This is a genomic window from Echinicola sp. 20G (genome assembly GCF_015533855.1).
Lineage (GTDB): Bacteria > Bacteroidota > Bacteroidia > Cytophagales > Cyclobacteriaceae > Echinicola.
The window spans coordinates 196,479-215,943 of the sequence record NZ_AP024154.1; the positions used below are offsets into that span (position 1 = coordinate 196,479).

Consider the following 19,465-nt stretch of genomic DNA (forward strand, 5'->3'; position numbering starts at 1 on the left):
TTTACTTCACTAAAATTTTCCTGCCACCATAACCTTGTCGATTAGATTATCTCCAAAAGCATATGGCAAATAAGCTAATGAATTCATTGGCTTGGTAAATACCAAATTGGCTTTTTTCCCAACCGTAATACTTCCTAGCTCATGTTCCAATTCCATAGCACATGCTGAATTCATCGTAACGGCATTGACGGCTTCCTCAGGTGTCATTTTCATCTGAACACAAGACAAAGACATCAATAATGGGATGTTTCCACTGGGTGAGGATCCTGGGTTGTAATCTGTTGCCAAAGCCACTCCCAAGCCTTCATCTATCATTTTTCTAGCAGGAGGGTATGACATTCTCAGAAAAAAAGCCGCTGACGGAAGCAATGTAGGAATGGTCTGGCTTTCTTTCAAAACTTCTATCTCCTCCTCTCCTATACTTTCCAGATGGTCAACAGAAAGCAGGTTATTGACCACTCCAAACTGAACACCTCCTGAGTTAGTAAGTTGATTGGCATGCAACTTTCCTTTTAGCCCAACTTTATTTGCGGCATCAATTACTCGTTGGGTCTCATCAGCATCAAAAAAGCCTTTCTCAAAGAAAACATCCACATATTCAGCCAATCCTTCCTCCGCCACCCTTGGTAACATCTCGTTACAGATCAATTCTATATATCCTTTGTGATCATTTTGATATTCTGGAGGAAATGCGTGAGCCCCCAAAAAGGTAGCTTTGATATCCATATCAGACTGCTCCTTCAGCCTCTTGATGACACGAAGCATTTTCAACTCACTTTCCACACAAAGCCCATAGCCACTCTTGATTTCTATGGAGCCTGTTCCCATAGCACGAACCTCCTGCAATCTTTTCCATGCCTGATCAAACAGCTCATCCTCTGATGTATTTCGGAGTAAAGCTGCAGAATTTAAAATCCCTCCTCCTTTTTTAGCGATTTCCGCATAACTCAAACCTTTGATCTTATCTACAAATTCACTCTCGCGACTTCCCGCAAAAACCAAATGGGTATGAGAATCACACCAAGCGGGCAATACAAACTGTCCTGTCGCATCGATACAAGTTTGTAAGGAAAGCTTTTCGGGCTGGAGTTCGTCCATTTCACCAAAGCCAACTATCCTATCTCCTTCCACTTCTAAGTAGGCATTTTCGATGGAAAGCAGCTCAGCCATTTCTTTACCTCTTAAAAACTTTGATTCAGTTCTTACACCGCACAGAGACTTGATATTAATGATCAGCATTACATTCTTTCATTTAAATCCAAACTGTGTTTCTTAGCTGTTTGCTGCGCAATTTTATAACCTGCATCGGCATGACGAATCACCCCCAGCCCTGGATCATTTCTCAATACTCTTTTCAATCGCTCCTCAGCAGCTTCTGTTCCGTCTGCCACTATAACCATTCCAGCATGTATGGAATATCCCATCCCAACACCTCCACCATGATGAAGGGAAACCCAGCTGGCACCTCCGGCTGTGTTCATCAAGGCATTAAGAATCGGCCAGTCTGCTACTGCATCAGAACCATCCTTCATTCCCTCTGTCTCCCGGTTTGGAGAAGCTACTGACCCTGTATCCAAATGGTCCCTACCTATCACGATCGGAGCTTTCAACTCTCCTTTTCTTACCATTTCATTGATCGCCAAACCGGCCTTTTCTCGCTCTCCTTGCCCCAGCCAACAAATCCTTGCCGGAAGCCCTTGAAATGCAATCCTTTCTTGAGCAAGCGTAATCCACCTCTTCAATGACTCATTTTCAGGAAATAGTTTCAAAATCATCTCATCCGTTTTGCGAATATCCTCAGGGTCACCAGATAGAGCCGCCCATCTGAAAGGCCCTTTTCCTTCACAAAACAAAGGACGAATAAACGCTGGTACAAATCCTGGGAAGCCAAAGGCATTCTCCAAGCCTTTCTCTTTGGCCCTTGCCCTTAAATTATTCCCATAATCAAAGGTCACAGCTCCCATTTTTTGGAATGCAAGCATTAATTCCACATGCTTGAACATCGAATCATACGCCAATCGAGTATATTCTGCCGGATTGCTTTCCCTAAGCACATTAGCTTCTTCCACAGACAATATATGCGGATAATACCCTGTTAATGGATCGTGTGCCGAGGTTTGGTCGGTCAATGTATCAGGCACGATGTTTCTTTCCTGAAGTCTTTCCAGCAATCGCACTGCATTCACTGGAACTCCAATGGAAACAGCTTTATTCTCTGTTTTAGCTTTCAATGCTTCATCAATGGCCTCATCTAGATCATTGACCATCAGGTCAAGGTACCGGGTTTCCAGGCGCTTTTTGATACGCCACTCCTCTACTTCTGCCACCAAACAAACTCCTTCATTCATGGTGATGGCCAAAGGTTGAGCTCCCCCCATACCTCCAAGTCCCGCTGTAACATTCAGTGTTCCTTTTAGGCTTCCATCAAAATGTTGTCTAGCCAACTCAGCATAGGTTTCAAATGTGCCCTGAACTATCCCTTGAGAACCAATATAAATCCACGATCCTGCAGTCATTTGACCATACATCATCAAGCCTGCTTTTTCCAGTTTGTCAAAATGCTCCCAATTGGCCCAATTAGGCACCAACTGCGAATTGGAGATCAATACTCGGGGAGCATTGGAATGGGTAGGTACAATACCAACAGGTTTCCCCGACTGTACCAAAAGGGTCTCATCTTCCTCCAATATTTTCAAGCCTTTAATGATCCTATCCAAAGACTCTATATTTCTTGCCGCTTTACCTCTACCTCCATACACAATAAGGTCCTCTGGTCTTTCGGCCACCTCCGGATCCAGGTTATTGAGTAACATTCTCAAAGCAGCTTCCTGAAGCCAGCCCTTACAGTTCAACTGACTGCCTGTTGGGGTTTTATATTTTTCTTGGGTATATTTTGATGATACAGTAGTCATATTTTATAGTATTAATGGTTAATAAAATCACTCAGCTGACGCTTCCTGATAAATTGAATGGTACTTTCAATATCTGTGGCCAAGACACGGTCCTGTGTATTAAAGCTCACTTCTTCCCGATATGCTGCTATCATTTTCTCTACAGGCCTTGAACTCTTGGAAGGCCTTCTAAAGTCCAATGCTTGAGCAGCGGTCAACAGTTCTATGGCTAGGATTTTCTCCAAATTATTGAGAACCCTAAGGCATTTCGTAGCGCCATTGGCACCCATGCTGACATGATCTTCTTGACCATTGGAAGACACAATAGAATCCACTGAAGAAGGTGTGCACAATTGTTTGTTTTCACTTACCACACTGGCAGCGGTATATTGAGGAATCATCAAGCCTGACTGCAAACCTGGATCATTGACCAAGAAAAGAGGCAAACCTCTTTGTCCTGACAATAATTGGTAAGTCCTTCTCTCGGAAATGCTTCCAATTTCTGCCATAGCAATAGATAAATAATCAAAGCCTAACGCTAAAGGCTGGCCATGGAAATTACCTCCCGAAAGGATCTGATCTGCTTCCGGAAAAATGTTTGGATTATCAGTTACAGCATTAGCCTCTTGTTCAAAAGTATTCTTGACAAACCCAAGGGTATCCTTAGAAGCTCCATGCACTTGGGGAATACACCTGAATGAATATGGATCCTGAACTTGTTTTGCTTTGTTTTGGGCAATTTCGCTTCCTTCCAATAATTTACGGATAGCGGCAGCAGTGTCTAATTGTCCTTGATGGGGACGAATCGCATGGATCAAATGATTAAATGGCTGAACATTACAGTTAAATCCGTCAAGGGAAACCGCAGCAATCAAGTCTGCCCATTCAAATAAGTGCTGAGCCTGATTAACAATATGCACACCATAACTGAGCATAAACTGCGTCCCATTAATCAATGAAAGGCCTTCTTTGGATCTTAGCGCAATTGGCTCCCAACTAAAATGATCCAACACCTCTTGACTAGACCTGATCTTGCACTCATGATAAACCTCTCCCAGACCTATAAGCGGAAGGCTCAAATGTGACAATGGAGACAAATCTCCTGAGGCGCCCAAAGATCCCTGATTATAGACTACTGGTAATACATCGTTGTTATAAAAATCAATCAATCGTTGAACTGTCTCCAACTGTACACCAGAATGCCCCTGGGCCAATGACTGTATTTTGGTGAGCAACATAATTTTCACCAAATGCTTAGGAACCTTCTCACCTACTCCACAAGCATGCGACTGGAGCAAATTGTATTGCAATTGCTGGATCTCTTTCCTGTCGATTCGAACTTGCTGCAAGTACCCAAATCCAGTATTGATCCCATAGAATAAAGCTTCTTCATCTTCATAGATCTTCTTATCGAGATATGCCCTACATTCTTGGATCTTATCAGTTGCTTCCTTGGATAGCACCAACTTCTTATTACTTTTCAGCACCTCACTCAATGAATCCAAGCTAAACAGTCTGCTACTGATTTCATGGACTTTTCTATTTGCCTCAACTTCTATCATACAAGTCTTAGATTTAAAACAGGTTTATATTCTGATACAAATTTCCTTAAATTGACTAATAATAAAAAATAGTATTAAATTCACTTATTAATAACTAAAAGTGATTAGTAATGGAGATTCGTCAACTCAAATATTTCATGGTATTATCGGAAGAGCTGCATTTTCACAAAGCCGCAGAGAAACTATGTATTGTTCAACCTGCTCTCTCAAAACAACTTAAATTGCTAGAAGAAGAGCTGGGAATAGCCTTACTTCAAAGAGATAAACGAAATGTGAAGCTAACAGCTGCTGGCAAATATTTTAAAGCAGAAATTAGGGTAATATTAGACCAACTTGAGTTGGTCAAAAGCCATACTAGACTAATCCAAGAAGGCGAAAAGGGAGAAATTAGAATTGGCTATGTAGGATCCTGTATCCATACTTTCTTACCTGATGTTTTGACAGAAATGCATAATTCCTTTCCCCATATCCAAACTTACCTTAACGAAATGACCTCGTCTACCCAACTGGAGGCCATAAAAAATGGAGAACTGGACATTGCCTTCTTGAGGAACCCGTACCCTGATCCATTATACGGCAGCCAACTGGTCTTTAGGGAAACCTTTTCATTGGTCTTACCAGAGAACCACCACACAAGCGAGCATAATTTTCAAGGGCTTTCCCAATTAGCAAATGAAGAATTTATCCTTCCTACACGAGCTGATGGAGAGCTTTATTATCGTGTACAGTTAAGTATTTGTGAAGACAGTGGCTTTTCACCGCGAATAGCCCATGAAACCGTTCACGGACATACTGTCTTAAACTTGGTGGGGCATGGCCTAGGAATTACATTTTTACCTACCTCTTTTGAAGAGGTCTCCAACGCTGCAGTAAAGTTCATCCCACTACCCAACATCAATCAAAGAGCGGAAATCACCGCGCTATGGAACAAGGAAAACCCTAACCCCAGCCTCAAAAAACTACTAAACTTTATCCCTCGACCGGAATAAATCAATTAAACCTTGGTAGTAGACAATTGCCATTTGTAAAAAACCTCAACTAATAGGTTTATCAAAATTATTTTTTTCATTAACTTACTAACCCTTTTAAAAACAAATACAAAAAGTCAGTTTATGAAAGTTTTAAGAAAATATAACCTTCTTTTAGCTTCACATTGACCCAAAATCTATCAAAGCAAATAAATTAAAAGTATGAAAAAGCAACTTTGGATGATTGTATTGGCTTGCCTTTGTCTTGGTACGGTCCAAGCGCAACAGAGCAATATTCCATCCATCATCCCCAATCCGGCCAGCATGGAGCTACTTGAAGGCCAATTTATCCTTAATGAAGAGGTATATATTATCGCTAAGGATGAAATTTCAAGAAAGTCAGCCTCACTTTTCAACGATTTTCTCCAAAAGCAATATCATCTATCTCTTCCCATCACCGAACAAGACCAAAAAGGAAGTACGATTAAACTAAACCTTACACCCAACGCTGAAAAACCTGAAGCTTACCATCTAAAAGTAGAAAGCGAAGGCATTACTATTTCCGGTGATCACAGCGGCATTTTTTATGGCCTCCAGTCAACGCTTCAGTTAATCTCCAATAATGGAACGCAATTAAGCGTACCTGCTATAAACATCCAGGATGAGCCTGAATTTGCCTATAGGGGAATTATGCTCGATGTAAGCCGCCACTTCTTCGAAGTTGATCAGATCAAAAAAATGATTGATTTAATGGCCTATTTTAAGTTCAACAAAATGCATTGGCATTTGACAGAAGACCAAGGCTGGAGATTGGAAATAAAAAAATACCCAAAGCTGACAGAAATTTCAGCTTGGAGGGACAGCACCATCATTGGCCAGTATTATGATTTTAAGCCGTTTATTTATGATGGTGTAAAGCATGGCGGTTACTATACCCAAGAAGAAGCCAAGGAAGTGGTAAAATACGCTGCTGAAAGAATGATCACCGTAATTCCTGAGATAGAACTTCCTGGCCACAGTTCAGCTGCATTAGCTGCATACCCTGAATTTGGCAGCTTCGACATGGATGGCGACAAACCTGAGGACAGTAAACCTTTATCAGGCAGCATTATGGCCATGAAAGAAAATGGCGAACCATATGACAACGACCTGAATACACAAGTACCAGGTTTCTGGGGAGTACATCCTAACATATACGGTGTCAAAGAAGAAACTTTTCAATTCCTTGAAGATGTATTGACAGAAGTAATGGAAATCTTCCCAAGTGAATACATCCACATCGGTGGTGATGAAGTACCAAAAGACCATTGGAAAACTTCACCAATTTCCCAAAGGCTAATCAAAAAGGAAAAGTTAGCTGACGAACATGAGCTACAAAGCTATTTTGTAACAAGAATGGAAAAGTTTCTTAACGAAAACGGAAGAAAGCTAATTGGCTGGGATGAAATCCTGGAGGGTGGTTTAGCACCAAACGCCACTGTAATGAGCTGGAGAGGTGAAAAAGGAGGAATCGCTGCTGCAAAAATGAGTCATGATGTCATTATGACTCCAAACAGCCACATGTACTTTGACCATTACCAAGCCGAAGACAAAATCACCGAACCTCTTGCAATTGGCGGCTTCCTACCTTTAGAAAAAGTTTATAGCTATTCTCCAAGACCAGAATCATTATCATCAGAAGAGCAAAAGTTCATCTTAGGCGTGCAAGCCAACTTATGGACAGAATATATTGCCACAAGCAATAAGATGGAATACCACCTATTTCCTAGAGCCTTAGCACTTTCAGAAGTAGCTTGGACCAATGCCAATAACAAGAATTATAAGGAGTTCTCGGAAGAAAGACTTCCAACCCGACTAGCAGAGCTGGAACAAATGAAGGTCTTTTACAGGGTTCCTGAAGCAGATGTCCAAATTACCAAGGATGCTAAAACAGGAAGACATAAAGTAACTATCACCTCCTTTGTTAAAGGCAGCAAAATATACTATACCGTGGACGGACACAAAGCGGATCAAACTGCCAACCTCTACAGGGGATCTTTCCTTTCGCCCTTTACAGGAACAGGCCAAGACAACTTGACCCTAAACTATATCATTGTAACTCCTGAAGGAAGACAAAGCAATCAGTTCTCTGTAACTATTGAATAGCACTTACTAGGGTTGGCCAGTTCTGCCAACCCTTTTTTATTTCACCATAAACTTTGCAAAACCCACAACAATGAAGACCGTCAAAACTTTACTCACCCTCATTACAGCACTTGCTTTTACATTAATCTCAAAAGCGCAAAATACAGAATTCACTATTTTGACCTATAATATATATCATGGTGAACAAGCCTATCAGAAAGGAAAACCAAACCTCGACGACATTGCCAAGTTAATCAAAGATCTTGACCCTGATTTTGTAGCACTCCAGGAAGTTGACAGCATGACCCAGAGAACCGCTGAGGTTTATGACGGCAAAGCAGTAGACTTGGTTAATGAATTGGCATCAAAAACAGGAATGCACGGCTTCTTCGCTAAGGCAATCGACTATAGTGGCGGAGGATATGGAGAAGGATTACTCAGTAAAAACCCTGCAGAATTAAGCAAGATAGACTTACCGATTCCTCAAGGTGGGGAAAGAAGAGCAATGGCCTTAGCCAGTTACAAGCTCAAGAATGGGCAAACCATTACCTTTGGGGCTACCCATTTGTGTCATCAATTCGACCCTAATCGAATCGCTCAGACAGAAGCAATTGTAGAGCATCTTGAGAAAAAGGCTGGACCAAGCATAGTTGCCGGAGACTTGAATTTCAAGCCTGAAACCACTCCCTACCAAATTTTAGAAAAAGGTTATATCGATGCCGCGGCCTCGTATGGTAACCCACAACTCACTATCCCTTATGAAAACCCTAGATCACGAATCGATTACGTATGGCTCTCCAAAAATTCAAATTGGGAAATCACTGAAGTAAAAGTAATTCCAGTTGGTTTCTCCGACCATATGCCAGTTTTGGTAAAAGTGGTTCTAAAAGACTAAAAATCTTTAAACTAGCAAAACATAAAAAGGCCTTGAGATATGTTCTCAAGGCCTCTTTACAAAATTAATTACTGAAGTGATCAACTTGCTATAATCACCTCCACATTATTTCTTTCAAGCATTTTTACATATTCAGTCTCTATACGATCATCAGTAATCACTTTGTGTACACTGTTAAACCCTGAAATAAAAGCTAAACCAATTTTCTTAAATTTAGTAGAGTCCGAAACCACAATCACTTCTTCAGCAATATCGATCATGATTTGATTGAGATAAGCCTCTTCCATATAATGCGTAAATACTCCTACATCAGCTTTAAAGCCATCCACTCCTAAAAACAATTTGTTACAGTGAAGCTGCTTTAAGTTCCTTTCTGCCATTGGTCCGACCAAAGACATTGAAAATTCTTTTAGAAAACCTCCCGGCATCATCACCTCAAGATTATCATAGCTAGCAAGGTTATTTACAATATCCAATGCATTGCTGATCACTGTTAACCTTTCGAATTTTCCTAAATTATTGGAAATCTCAAAAGTTGTAGTCCCTGAATCCAAGATAATAGAGTCATTCTCTTCTATCATGGACACGGCCTTTTTACCGATTTTTCTTTTGAGGTCAAGGTTGATTTTTTTCTTTTCAGTGACCGGCAGGGCCATATTATTCGTCTTGAATGCGCCACCATGTGCTCTCACTAAAAGTTTATTTCTTTCTAAGTTGGCCAAGTCATTTCGGATAGTCACCTCACTTACCCCCATCTCTTTGCTAAGCTCACTTACATTAACCTGACCATGTTCATCCAAAACCTCCAAAATCCTGGACCTACGCTGCGCCGTCTTTTTCATAGTTCTTTTCTCTTAATTTCAAATAATATCATTTTCCTAAAAAATCTTTCGAAAAATACAGATTAAGTTTCACTTATCAAACATAAGAATGATCATTTAAACCAAAAAACCAACCATTTATTAAGCACTTTATTTACGTTTCCCATGTTTTAACAATCAATATAGGAAAATTATAAAATATTATTTTCGTTTGAACTTTAACTAAAAATTACTCAAAATACAATTTCACAAAAACATAAAGTTTATACTTTCGATTTCAAACTCTCTTACCTCAACCAAGAAACAACTACTTCAATTAGTCTTCTCTATAAATCAACACATTATACACTTTCACCTATTACTCTCTTCGTTTCCTTATCCAATAGATAAAAAATAACAATACTTTAATCATATTCTAAGCATTCAATCGATTCAAAATATTTAAATAAAAAGAATTCAAAACAAATTTTATTTTCGTTTTGTTTGCATATTAACTTTTTTTTCACAACCTTAGCATCAAGATAAAGATTATCTGGTTTGTTAGGGTTATTTTTCAGAAAAAGCCGATCTCTGTTTCCACACATTGAAGATCGGCTCTTTTTTTTGCTTAATTTCTAATCCTTTAAATAATAGTCTTATTTTCGAGATTATATCAACTAAGTGAAAGCTCAACAAATCTTATGAAAACAAGCCTAATATTATTTCTTCTCGTATTACTTATCACCCCTATCTATGCTCAAGAAATCCCCGATGGATACACCTTGGTGTACCAACAAGATTTCGAAACAAAAAATGCTATTAACGATTTCGAAATGACAGATAGTAAAGCTTGGCTGCTTAGCAAAGGAACCAAAGGCAAATCACTTGAAATCAATAAAGCCAGCGACTATACCCCTCGGGTTCGCTCACCTTTTAATATTGCTATGCTCAAGACCAAAACACTGGGTAGTTTTATACTTGAAGTAGAACTTCAGCAAACAGGCAAAGAATATGGCCACCGAGACCTTTGCCTATTCTTTGGAATGAAAGACGCTGAGAATTTCTATTATACCCATATAGCCTCCACCCCTGACCCACACGCACATAACATTTTCCTAGTCAATGATGAACCTAGAGTGGCTATTGGAGAATGGATAAACGATGGAATCAACTGGGGAAAAACCGACGAATGGCATACTGTCAGAGTAATTAGGAACATTCAAACGGGCATAATTGAGGTTTATTTCGATGATCTTAAAAACCCAATCATGAGAGCAACAGACAACCATTTTGACTATGGACATGTTGGCTTTGGCACATTTGACGATGTTGGAAAATTCGATAATATAAAAATATGGGCTCCTGGAGAGGCGATCCCAAAGAAATCATTTTTCAATCCACCTCACTAAATTTGGCCAACTCCTCATCTATAAAAGCATTCCAGCGTTCTTGGGCAGATTTATTCTGCCCATGTCTGGTCTCTTCATCATAAGCTTCCTGCATCTGATTCATTTCCCGATAGGTCTCTATGTACAGATACCCAATGGTTCCATCATAAGTATCAGGCTCCAGATTTAACATGCTCACTTTTTCTTTGAAACGTTCTACCACAATCTTGGTAATATCAAAATGCCTTCTTTCATGGTTGAGACCATAGGCATCTTTTGCACTTCCTTTTACCCATGAAGAAGATTTCAGCATAAATACTTTTGTATGAAACTTGATCTGAACAACGCCATTCACGACTTCACTATCTCCCTCCCATGCAAAACTTGTAAAAATGGAAGCGGAAAACTTACTCCCGGGATGTGGTCTAGCTTTAAAATCTTCCCAAACCAAAGGTCTATCAGGGGCATAAAATACTGTATCGCCATTTTCTCTTAGATCATGATCAACAAACTCAAGTTTGACACCATGAGCCAATTTGATATTTGTCTTTATTTGTTCATTCATCCAATTATTAAAATACTTTACAGAACTGGAAAGAGACTGTTTTAATGCGGTAGTCACCACCTCATAATTGCCTGCAGACCTCTTATAACGCGCCCCTCCATTATAATCCATTAAATGAATTAAGCTATCTCCTTTAGAAAGATTAAACACAAACCCAAGATCAACGGTCCCTTCCAAAATTCCAGACTCTAAACGCCTTTCTATCACTTGGCATTTTTTTATTTGTACCACAATTGGGCGAAGGGTTTTATCTTGAGGAAATCCTTTCTGAAAGTAAGCTCTCAATCCTTGAACAGCCCCTCCTTTAATCTCCAGGGGCTCTAAAAATTTTGCCTCCCTACTGGTAAACAAGCCACCAATATTGGCCTTTTCTCTTCTCAAGTCAACCACATCTTTAAAGTAAAATTCCCTAACTGTAACCGGGATTTTCTCAGGATCCAAGATGATATAGGTAGAAGCAGTCTGGGCTACCAGTGTACTTATTGAAAAAAAGCACTTCAGAATAAAAAAAATCGAAAAGCCCAATATTTTCTTATCCCTATCCATGCTTCAGCTTCTAACTAAAAACTTATTCATGTAAGATAATAAAAAAACTGTTGGAAGGAACCCAACAGTTTTAAAATCTTGGAGAATTGGATTAAGGAAGTATCACTTGATTGATCACATGTATCACTCCATTAGTAGCATGAATGTTTAGCATATCCGAATTAAGCGAAGCTCCTCCGACAGTCCCCGCACTCAAATCTACTTCTAACATAGTATTCGTATTCAATGTCGCCAAAGATTCTCCTGTTCTTAAATCTTGAGAAAAGGCTCTTGCTGGAACCACGTGAGCAGTCAATACAGCTGTCAATGTTTCGAGAGGAATGTCATTATAATCATTCCAAGATGGGTTAGAATCGTATAACGCCTGAAATGCAGCATCAGTAGGTGCAAAAACAGTCAAATCTCCTTCATCACCACTTACGGCATCCACCAAATTTGCCCTTTGGAGAGCTCCAACTAACTGAGTAAACTCAGGGCTGTTAGCAGTAGTCATACTTACTGCAATTTCCGCTATTGATTGAGAAGGGGGTACAATCACGTAATCCAAGACATGAATCACCCCATTGCTGGCCTCTATATCGGTATCCACTATTTGCGCACTACCATTTATCCACAAACTCCCGTCAGCTGCTTGACTTACGTAGAAACTATCTCCATTTGCAGTCTGGACTTCTCCAGCACTAACACCAGATGCCATCACTTCTGAAGCCAACACATGGTAAAGTAGAATATCAGAAAGTTGATCACTAGCCAACAGATCGGTAGCGGCAAGTGCATTATCATCTAAGAAAGACATAAAAGCATCATCATTGGGAGCAAAAACAGTAAACGGGCCATCCCCTTCAAGGGTTGATACTAAATCCGCCTCCACAACAGCCGATTCTAAAATCGTAAAATCAGGACTATCAACGACAATATCCACTATACTATCCTCTTCTATTGGCATGGGCTCATCTTCATCATTGCAAGCGGTAAAGAACAACCAAGCAAAGAGCAGCACTGGTAGAAACGGGACTTTTTTACTTGTAGTTTTCATGGTTCAGTTGTGTTAAGATTATAATTGTTAATACAACTGATAAACATGCGTTGTTTTAAATTGTTTAATATTTATTAAAATTTATTAAACAAAAAAAAGAAGAATCATCAGATTTTTAAAGTAATTACCCCCTACTCTTTCAGCTCATACCATTCTATATCAACCAAATTAGGTCTTCTCCCCCTTTGAATTGGCGCGTAATATTCAGACAAATAGTTTACGATAATCTCTTCATTGCTCCCTAAATCCCACAATCCCTGGGTTTCTTGCATCCAATCTATCAAGGCCATCCACCTCTCCTTTGAACCTCTATTTTGAATAATCAAATCAGCAGCATGGCAATTTGTACAGTTCGCAATAACTGTTTCATAACCTTCTTCAGCTACTAAGCCTGTAGACATATGTATGCCATCTTTTACTAAATCCCCTTCTTGCATGTTAACTTCAGCTAAATCGGCTGATCCAATAACTTCGCTTTTAGGTAAAAAATCAGGATTTATATTGACCAAAACCAAAGCTCCTATCATAATGACAATCACAAAGGACAAGCCCAGCATTAAGCCTAAAAGTTTTTTCAAAGATTTTATTAAATCATTCTCCATCTTATCCTACTTTTATTGCAATTCGATGACAGGCATTGTTTAGATAGCCTTTAGGATTCCAGCCAGGCACAACCATTGGCTGAGACACCCCATTGGCATCAGTAGCCTTTGCCCACACTTCATAGTATCCTGGTTGAGGAAAGCTCAAATGCGTCTTAAAGTGCTGCCAAGCCAACCTATTGACAGGCTTTTCCAATTGACACTTTTGCCACGTTTGACCAAAGTCAATAGAAACTTCCATAGCGCTTACTTCCAATTCACCGGCCCATGCGTGTCCCCTCACCTCTAATGTTTGTCCCTTTGCGATTATGGCTCCGGTCTTGGGATAAGTAATCAAAGACTTAACTGGCATTGACTCTATGATGCACATATCCTCATTAGCCACTTCTTCCCCTGGCGCGACAGGCTTGCACGGCACTCTATAGGAAGGAGCTTCCATCTTAGCCCCGTCGTGAACAATGTTTCTCACAGAAATCCGATTAAGCCATTTTCCAGAAGCTGAGGCAGGAAATCCTCCAGCCACTAGCCTAAGAGGAAATCCATGTGCCAAAGGAATATCTTCCCCATTCATAGAAAAGGCCAATAATGTATCATCTTGAAGGGCCTTGGCCATGGGCACTCCCCTTGAAATAGGCTCCTTATCCGGATTTCCGCTTAAATGAGTATCTGCAGCATGATAACCCACATAAACAGCTTTATCAGTTAAACCTACATCCTCCAAAACATCCCGTAATCTCACCCCTGTCCAAGAAGCACAGGAGACCGCTCCAGTCTTCCATTGATTGCCGCTTGCAGGTGGGTAGAACTCACTTCTTCCATTTCCACCACATTCCAACGTGAGCTGGTAAGTGTAGTGGTCAAACTTACTTTTTAAATCTTCAAGTGAATAACTTTTTGTGGCTTTCACTGCTTCGCCATCCACCGTTAACTTCCACGTAGCTTTATCGACTTTCTCCGGGATCAAACCATTATTCCGTACAAACATTTTGTCTGCAGGAGTCACTTTATCATCCAAAATATGTGGCTGAGATTCTAAGTTCCAAGGTTTGTTATTTAGGATGATCAAATCCTTGTGTTTTTTGAAAAGCTTATACGGATCATCATCTTGAAAAACAACAGGAACATATTCTTTGGGCATACTGCTTCCAAAGACGATATCGGCCCCAATCATGGCTGACAAAGTACTCAAACTGGCGTTTCTTAAAAATCTTCGCCGGCCGGTTATTGCTAAACTTTGGGTTTTATCTTCAGTCATTACTATAATTATTTTGCTTCAAAAGTTTCTTCCATTCAAGCTTCCAATTAATCACTTAATTCAAACTATTCCAAAAATAATCAAGCTTCAAATACTTAAATCTCCTAAGATTACAAAGGGTTTTTGAAAAGTTTAAGTGGCACAAAGGATGACAAGGGTGGCTACCGGTGAATTACAAGCCGTATGTCAATTTGCATCCACAAATTGAAGAACAATTAAACAATTGATCCTGCTACAACAATCTAAAAACACTTGAACACATCCTTTTTCTATTTGGCATCATTGTAGACCATTGAAATAGACAATTAAAAAAACAACCACTTACTAACTATGAAAAAAATAGCATTTGTTTTTGCATTTAGTGCTTTCACATTGTTGGCAGCTAAAGCAACTCCCCTATCACCTAACAATGATTCTTTCTCTGTTTTTCAAGACGACAAAAAAGAAATTGATGCCGAAGACCTCCCAAAGGCTGTTAAAAAAACCATTTTAGAAAGTAAAGAAACCAAAGCAGTCCCCATCTATAAGGCATATGAGTGCAGCAATCCCGACAACACCATTACATACAAAATTTCCTTTGGGCTTGAAGAACCAGAATTTTCTAAAACCTATGATACAGAGGGAAATGAAGTAAACGATTAATCATAGACATTACCAACTAAACAAAGGCGGCCTAAAAACTCCAGGCCGCCTTTGTTATTTTTTAAACCGGCCAAGTCTCCAACCTGTAAGCACTTTCCCAAAACATCCATTCCAATTTAGAAGCCATTTCAAATGCCTCCAACATCTTTGCCTGCAAAGGCTCACTGGCATGTGAAGCTATCTCATTCGTAATGGAAATAGCTTTTGACACAGCTAAGGCAAATTCCTCTCCCGAATAAGTATCTATCCAGTTTTTGTAGGGATTGTTTCCTGCATTTTGATTTTCAAAAATAAAATCACCAACCTTTTTGTAGATCCAAAAACAAGGTAGTATAGCCGCTACAGCCACCTCAACATTCGCAAAACCAGCTTGATTGCAGATATAGTTTGTATAAAGCAAGCAAGAGGGAGATGGCTCCACCTCATCAGGAATACCTAACTCTTTAAAATAACTTTCGTGCAAAGCCCTTTCAACCACTATTGCTCCAGATGCGAATTCTGAAAATGCCAATACATGATCCAAAGAATCCATCCTTCCACTGATGGTGCTCAACGCCTTCCCAAACTCTCCAAGATAAAAAGCATCTTGGGCCATATAAAACTTAAATTTGTCCTTTGACAATTCCCCACTCATCAATTCTTGATTGAAAGGAAGCTTCAAAATCTTATCGTATAGGGGTGTTATCCTTCCCCACGCCTTATCTGACCATTTCATGCTTAATCATTCTTATAGGTTCATAAAAGTGGTTTAAGGGACCATTTCCCTGACCAGTCTTCACTTCCATTCCTGCTTCAATTGCCGAATAGACATATTCTCTTGCTTGCTTTACTGATTCTTGAACAGTCAACCCCCTTCCCAAAAAAGAAGCTATAGCAGAAGAAAGTGTACAACCTGTCCCATGTACATTTTTGGTTTTCAATTTTGTACTTTCAAATGTCTCACAAGATTTCTCCGCTACCAACACATCCCGAACTACATCACCCTCTAAATGCCCTCCTTTGACCAATACGTACTCAGGGCCTAGTTTCAAGATTTCTTCGGCTGCTTGTTCCATCTCATCCTTAACAAGGATTTCTCTTCCAAGAATAACGCTTGCTTCACCTAAATTAGGTGTCAATATATGAGTCAATGGAAAAAGCTCGGACTTAATCACTTCAACCGTCTCTTGTTGTATCAACCTATCTCCGCTCGTAGCCACCATTACCGGATCAAACACTATTGGTATTTCAGGATATTTGTTCAACTCCTTTGCAATGGCCATCACCACCTCAGGTCTGCTGAGCATGCCAATTTTTATGGCTTTAGGAGCGATATCTGTAAGTATAGACTGAAGCTGAAGAACAATATGTATTTCAGGAATATCATGAATACCATAGACACCAAGGGTATTTTGAGCAGTTGTAGCAGTTATCACACTTGTCGCAAAGCAGCCCAAAGCAGACATCGTTTTTATATCCGCTTGAATTCCTGCCCCACCACCACTGTCTGAGCCAGCAATGGTCAAGACAGGTACATACTCTTTGTTTTGATGATTCATATCAAATGGCTTTCTCTATTTCATTTCTAATGGACGCAGCAGCTTTTTCAGGACTTTGCGCACTACAAATGGCTGAAACCACCGCCAAACAATCTGCACCTGCTTCAATTACCTGCTTTGCATTATCTATTTTTATATTCCCTATGGCTACCAATGGTTTGTCCGTCATCCTTTTGATACTTTGTATACCTTCCAAGCCCCACTCAGTGATTGTATCAGTTTTGGTTGGTGTGGAGAAAACAGGACTAATTCCATAATACCAAGCCTTTGATGCGTCTGAACTTTCCAGTTGATGAAGCTTTCCAATGGATAAACCAACAGGAAAGTTTTCTCCTAGTAATTCTTTGGCAATATCCATACTACTATCAGATTGACCAATATGCACCCCGTCCGCATTTACAGCTTCAGCAACGGACAAACTATCATTTACAATCAATGGCACATTATATTTGGCACAAATGTCTATTGTCCTTTGGGCTTTGGTAATAAAATCCCTTTCTAAAAGCTCTTTCTCTCTAATTTGAACAAGGTCTACACCTCCTTTAATCGCTTCCTCCAAAACCCAAAAGAAGTCCCTGCCCAAACAAGCCTTTTGGTCAGTTACCATATAAAGACGAAATGGAAATGTCATTTTAGTCTTCACGATGTTTTACTTTAGCCAATTGATTAACATGCCTGTCTTCTAGCTGATAAAGTGAATCATAAAAGTTCAGCTGGAGAGTGCCTGGTCCAGTGGAATTCTTTGCAGCAATCTCTCCAGATAACCCCATCAAAGTCATTCCGGATACAGTTGCTTGAAAATAGTCCTTTTCCACAGCCATAAAGGCAGCAATTAATGCAGTAGCTGTACATCCCATCCCTGTTACTTTCCCCATTAATTCATGTCCGTTTGCTATTTCCACCACCTTGTTTCCGTCTGTCACAAAATCCGTAGCGCCGGAAATACACACAATAGCTCCCGACTCCTTCGCAAGCTGCATCCCATAGGACAAAGCATCATCTGAGGAATGTGTACTGTCCACTCCTTTGGTTTGAACATTAGCTTTTGCCAAGGACATAATTTCTGAAGCATTTCCCCTGATTACATTAGGTTTAAAGCTTAGCAAACGGGTAAGAGTTTCATTTCTATAGGCCGTTGCACCTGCTCCTACTGGATCTAAAATCCATGGTGTATCGCGCTCATTGGCTTCCTTGACCGCCAACAACATGCTGTCCACCCAAAACTCATCCAAAGTCCCAATATTGACCGCCAAAGCCCCAGCTATGTTCACCATGTCTGCTACTTCCAATTTGGCGTGTGCCATGACTGGAGAAGCGCCAAGCGCCAATAAAGCATTGGCCGTATTGTTCATCACGACATAATTGGTAATGCTGTGCACCAATGGGGATTTTTCCCTCACTAATTTCAAATTCTTGATTATAGACTCCTTCATATCATCATCTTAAAAAACTTTAGGAGCCTTGCAAACCTGAACAGGATTACATTTGGAATACCATTAACTTTTTCCTTCGTCGGTGCTAACCGTTTCAGGTTCGAAGGGTATCATCTCAGTTCTAACATCCATCAGAACACCCCTAAAGTTTGATTATACGTGAAAGTACGACTTTAAATTGACCACTCAAAAGTTGGGATCATCAATTATTAAGAAAAGCAAGATGCAGCTATTTCATATGACCTTAGTCTGTCTTTATGGTCATAGATATGAGAACAGATCATGATTTCATCCACTTGAACCAACTCTTGAAATTTAACAAGATCACTTTTAACCGAGGATGCCGACCCCACAAAGGAACAGGCCATCATTTGGTTAATGGCAGCAGCTTCATCTTGGGACCATAATCCATTCACGGATTCGACAGGTTTTTTCAAGGGGTAGGACTTTCTTCTAACTATCCCCAAAGCCATCTGGTAAAAAGAAGTCGCTAGACTATGTGCTTTTGCCTCTTCATCGGCAGCAATAACATTTACACAAGAAATTACATAGGGCTCAGCAAGATACTCAGATGGCTGAAAATTCTCTTTGTAATAGCTTATGGCATCAAGGAATTGAGCAGGAGCAAAATGACTGGCAAAAGCATATGGCAATCCTTTTTTAGCAGCCAATATTGCACTGCTCATGCTACTTCCAAGCAGATAAATTGGGATTTCTAACCCTTCTCCTGGTATTGCTCTAACTTTCCCATCAATATTTTCATCTGACAGATACATCTGCAATTCCTCTAAATCATTGGGGAATTCTTCAACTGTTTCAAGTCTATCTCTTCTTAAGGCTCTCGCAGTCACTTGGTCTGTTCCAGGAGCTCTTCCCAACCCCAAGTCAATTCTATTTGGATACAAGGTGGCCAATGTCCCAAATTGTTCCGCTACCATTAAAGGAGCATGGTTTGGAAGCATTATCCCACCTGACCCCACTCTGATAGTCTTGGTCTTTGCAGCCACATGCCCAATCAGCAATGCTGTTGCTGAGCTTCCTACATTGGCCATATTGTGATGCTCCGCCAGCCAAAATCTGCTATAACCTAAACCTTCTACATGTATCGCTAAATCTTGACTTCTGTCAAATGCATCTCTCGCGTCATACCCTTCTCTAATTATTGCTAAATCTAGAACGGAAAAATCCGTTTGGTTAAGCTTCTTGCCCATTTTTATCTT

At 40.1% G+C, this 19,465-nt stretch carries 18 protein-coding genes and 1 riboswitch; of the genes, 5 read left to right on the plus strand and 13 right to left on the minus strand.

Going from position 1 to position 19,465, the window contains the following annotated elements; genetic code table 11:
* Positions 1-9 precede the first annotated feature (9 nt).
* Genes hutI through hutH form a run of 3 tightly spaced genes read right to left on the minus strand, consistent with a single transcriptional unit; the run spans position 10 to position 4,453 of the window.
* A complete protein-coding gene (gene hutI, locus JL001_RS00955; protein ID WP_200974293.1) occupies positions 10-1,239 on the minus strand; it encodes an imidazolonepropionase in 1,230 nt (409 codons plus the stop codon).
* Positions 1,239-2,912 (minus strand): urocanate hydratase, encoded by a 1,674-nt coding sequence (hutU, locus tag JL001_RS00960; RefSeq protein ID WP_200974294.1) that lies wholly within the window; start codon positions 2,910-2,912, stop codon positions 1,239-1,241. Before hutU ends, hutI begins: the two co-directional genes overlap by 1 nt.
* Before the next feature lie 11 nt (positions 2,913-2,923).
* Positions 2,924-4,453, minus strand: coding sequence for a histidine ammonia-lyase (hutH, locus tag JL001_RS00965; protein WP_200974295.1), 1,530 nt, complete (start codon positions 4,451-4,453; stop codon positions 2,924-2,926).
* Between the two features lie 110 nt (positions 4,454-4,563).
* Between hutH and JL001_RS00970 the strand changes: the two genes are divergently transcribed.
* The 3 genes from JL001_RS00970 (at position 4,564) to JL001_RS00980 (ending at position 8,440) form a co-directional block, all read left to right on the plus strand.
* Complete coding sequence (locus JL001_RS00970; protein ID WP_200974296.1) at positions 4,564-5,442, plus strand: LysR substrate-binding domain-containing protein; 879 nt, start codon at positions 4,564-4,566, stop codon at positions 5,440-5,442.
* Positions 5,443-5,643: 201 nt separating this feature from the next.
* On the plus strand, positions 5,644-7,566 hold the full coding sequence (locus tag JL001_RS00975) for a family 20 glycosylhydrolase (RefSeq protein WP_200974297.1): 1,923 nt from the start codon (positions 5,644-5,646) through the stop codon (positions 7,564-7,566).
* Positions 7,567-7,636: 70 nt separating this feature from the next.
* Positions 7,637-8,440: an endonuclease/exonuclease/phosphatase family protein gene (locus JL001_RS00980; RefSeq protein WP_200974298.1), complete on the plus strand. Its 804-nt coding sequence runs from the start codon at positions 7,637-7,639 to the stop codon at positions 8,438-8,440.
* A gap of 80 nt (positions 8,441-8,520) precedes the next feature.
* Here JL001_RS00980 and agaR read toward each other — a convergent pair whose 3' ends face one another.
* Positions 8,521-9,282, minus strand: coding sequence for a transcriptional repressor AgaR (gene agaR, locus JL001_RS00985; protein WP_192011176.1), 762 nt, complete (start codon positions 9,280-9,282; stop codon positions 8,521-8,523).
* 659 nt (positions 9,283-9,941) lie between these two features.
* Here agaR and JL001_RS00990 point away from each other — a divergent pair.
* Entirely contained in the window at positions 9,942-10,649 is a 708-nt protein-coding gene (locus JL001_RS00990) for a hypothetical protein (RefSeq protein ID WP_200974299.1), read from the plus strand.
* On the opposite strand, the gene JL001_RS00995 is transcribed toward JL001_RS00990, so the two are convergent.
* From JL001_RS00995 to JL001_RS01010, 4 genes are all read right to left on the minus strand, one after another.
* Positions 10,633-11,739, minus strand: a complete 1,107-nt coding sequence (locus tag JL001_RS00995; protein ID WP_200974300.1) for a hypothetical protein — start codon at positions 11,737-11,739, stop codon at positions 10,633-10,635. The two genes, JL001_RS00990 and JL001_RS00995, sit on opposite strands and share 17 nt — an antisense overlap.
* Positions 11,740-11,830: 91 nt before the next feature.
* On the minus strand, positions 11,831-12,775 hold the full coding sequence (locus JL001_RS01000) for a fasciclin domain-containing protein (RefSeq protein ID WP_200974301.1): 945 nt from the start codon (positions 12,773-12,775) through the stop codon (positions 11,831-11,833).
* Between the two features lie 131 nt (positions 12,776-12,906).
* Positions 12,907-13,377 carry a hypothetical protein gene (locus tag JL001_RS01005; RefSeq protein ID WP_200974302.1) on the minus strand — a complete coding sequence of 157 codons (471 nt, stop codon included), beginning with the start codon at positions 13,375-13,377 and terminating at the stop codon, positions 12,907-12,909.
* A gap of 1 nt (position 13,378) precedes the next feature.
* The gene (locus tag JL001_RS01010; protein ID WP_200974303.1) at positions 13,379-14,632 is read right to left on the minus strand and encodes a sulfite oxidase; all 1,254 of its coding nucleotides are present in this window, start codon (positions 14,630-14,632) and stop codon (positions 13,379-13,381) included.
* A gap of 330 nt (positions 14,633-14,962) precedes the next feature.
* Here JL001_RS01010 and JL001_RS01015 point away from each other — a divergent pair, with 330 nt between their 5' ends.
* On the plus strand, positions 14,963-15,274 hold the full coding sequence (locus JL001_RS01015) for a hypothetical protein (protein WP_200974304.1): 312 nt from the start codon (positions 14,963-14,965) through the stop codon (positions 15,272-15,274).
* A 61-nt stretch (positions 15,275-15,335) separates the two neighbouring features.
* On the opposite strand, the gene JL001_RS01020 is transcribed toward JL001_RS01015, so the two are convergent.
* From JL001_RS01020 to JL001_RS01040, 5 genes are all read right to left on the minus strand, one after another.
* A complete protein-coding gene (locus tag JL001_RS01020) occupies positions 15,336-15,989 on the minus strand; it encodes a TenA family protein (protein WP_200974305.1) in 654 nt (217 codons plus the stop codon).
* Complete coding sequence (gene thiD, locus JL001_RS01025) at positions 15,973-16,812, minus strand: bifunctional hydroxymethylpyrimidine kinase/phosphomethylpyrimidine kinase (RefSeq protein WP_200974306.1); 840 nt, start codon at positions 16,810-16,812, stop codon at positions 15,973-15,975. The genes JL001_RS01020 and thiD overlap by 17 nt, the downstream gene beginning before the upstream one ends.
* Position 16,813: 1 nt before the next feature.
* Positions 16,814-17,443 carry a thiamine phosphate synthase gene (thiE, locus tag JL001_RS01030; protein ID WP_200974307.1) on the minus strand — a complete coding sequence of 210 codons (630 nt, stop codon included), beginning with the start codon at positions 17,441-17,443 and terminating at the stop codon, positions 16,814-16,816.
* 1 nt (position 17,444) lies between these two features.
* A complete protein-coding gene (gene thiM, locus JL001_RS01035; protein WP_200974308.1) occupies positions 17,445-18,245 on the minus strand; it encodes a hydroxyethylthiazole kinase in 801 nt (266 codons plus the stop codon).
* A 54-nt stretch (positions 18,246-18,299) separates the two neighbouring features.
* Positions 18,300-18,399, minus strand: a riboswitch (TPP riboswitch).
* Positions 18,400-18,454: 55 nt separating this feature from the next.
* Positions 18,455-19,456, minus strand: a complete 1,002-nt coding sequence (locus JL001_RS01040) for an LLM class flavin-dependent oxidoreductase (protein ID WP_200974309.1) — start codon at positions 19,454-19,456, stop codon at positions 18,455-18,457.
* Positions 19,457-19,465 lie beyond the last annotated feature (9 nt).

Excerpts from the sequence above, each read along its gene's own strand:
- hutH (WP_200974295.1), bottom strand. The coding sequence starts at position 4,453 with ATGATAGAAGTTGAGGCAAATAGAAAAGTCCATGAAATCAGTAGCAGA.
- hutU (WP_200974294.1), bottom strand. The coding sequence starts at position 2,912 with ATGACTACTGTATCATCAAAATATACCCAAGAAAAATATAAAACCCCA.
- JL001_RS01020 (WP_200974305.1), bottom strand. The coding sequence starts at position 15,989 with ATGAAATGGTCAGATAAGGCGTGGGGAAGGATAACACCCCTATACGAT.
- thiE (WP_200974307.1), bottom strand. The coding sequence starts at position 17,443 with ATGACATTTCCATTTCGTCTTTATATGGTAACTGACCAAAAGGCTTGT.
- thiM (WP_200974308.1), bottom strand. The coding sequence starts at position 18,245 with ATGAAGGAGTCTATAATCAAGAATTTGAAATTAGTGAGGGAAAAATCC.
- hutI (WP_200974293.1), bottom strand. The coding sequence starts at position 1,239 with ATGCTGATCATTAATATCAAGTCTCTGTGCGGTGTAAGAACTGAATCA.
- JL001_RS01005 (WP_200974302.1), bottom strand. The coding sequence starts at position 13,377 with ATGGAGAATGATTTAATAAAATCTTTGAAAAAACTTTTAGGCTTAATG.
- JL001_RS01040 (WP_200974309.1), bottom strand. The coding sequence starts at position 19,456 with ATGGGCAAGAAGCTTAACCAAACGGATTTTTCCGTTCTAGATTTAGCA.
- JL001_RS01000 (WP_200974301.1), bottom strand. The coding sequence starts at position 12,775 with ATGAAAACTACAAGTAAAAAAGTCCCGTTTCTACCAGTGCTGCTCTTT.
- JL001_RS00970 (WP_200974296.1), top strand. The coding sequence starts at position 4,564 with ATGGAGATTCGTCAACTCAAATATTTCATGGTATTATCGGAAGAGCTG.
- JL001_RS00975 (WP_200974297.1), top strand. The coding sequence starts at position 5,644 with ATGAAAAAGCAACTTTGGATGATTGTATTGGCTTGCCTTTGTCTTGGT.
- JL001_RS00980 (WP_200974298.1), top strand. The coding sequence starts at position 7,637 with ATGAAGACCGTCAAAACTTTACTCACCCTCATTACAGCACTTGCTTTT.
- JL001_RS01015 (WP_200974304.1), top strand. The coding sequence starts at position 14,963 with ATGAAAAAAATAGCATTTGTTTTTGCATTTAGTGCTTTCACATTGTTG.
- agaR (WP_192011176.1), bottom strand. The coding sequence starts at position 9,282 with ATGAAAAAGACGGCGCAGCGTAGGTCCAGGATTTTGGAGGTTTTGGAT.
- JL001_RS00995 (WP_200974300.1), bottom strand. The coding sequence starts at position 11,739 with ATGGATAGGGATAAGAAAATATTGGGCTTTTCGATTTTTTTTATTCTG.
- thiD (WP_200974306.1), bottom strand. The coding sequence starts at position 16,812 with ATGAATCATCAAAACAAAGAGTATGTACCTGTCTTGACCATTGCTGGC.
- JL001_RS01010 (WP_200974303.1), bottom strand. The coding sequence starts at position 14,632 with ATGACTGAAGATAAAACCCAAAGTTTAGCAATAACCGGCCGGCGAAGA.
- JL001_RS00990 (WP_200974299.1), top strand. The coding sequence starts at position 9,942 with ATGAAAACAAGCCTAATATTATTTCTTCTCGTATTACTTATCACCCCT.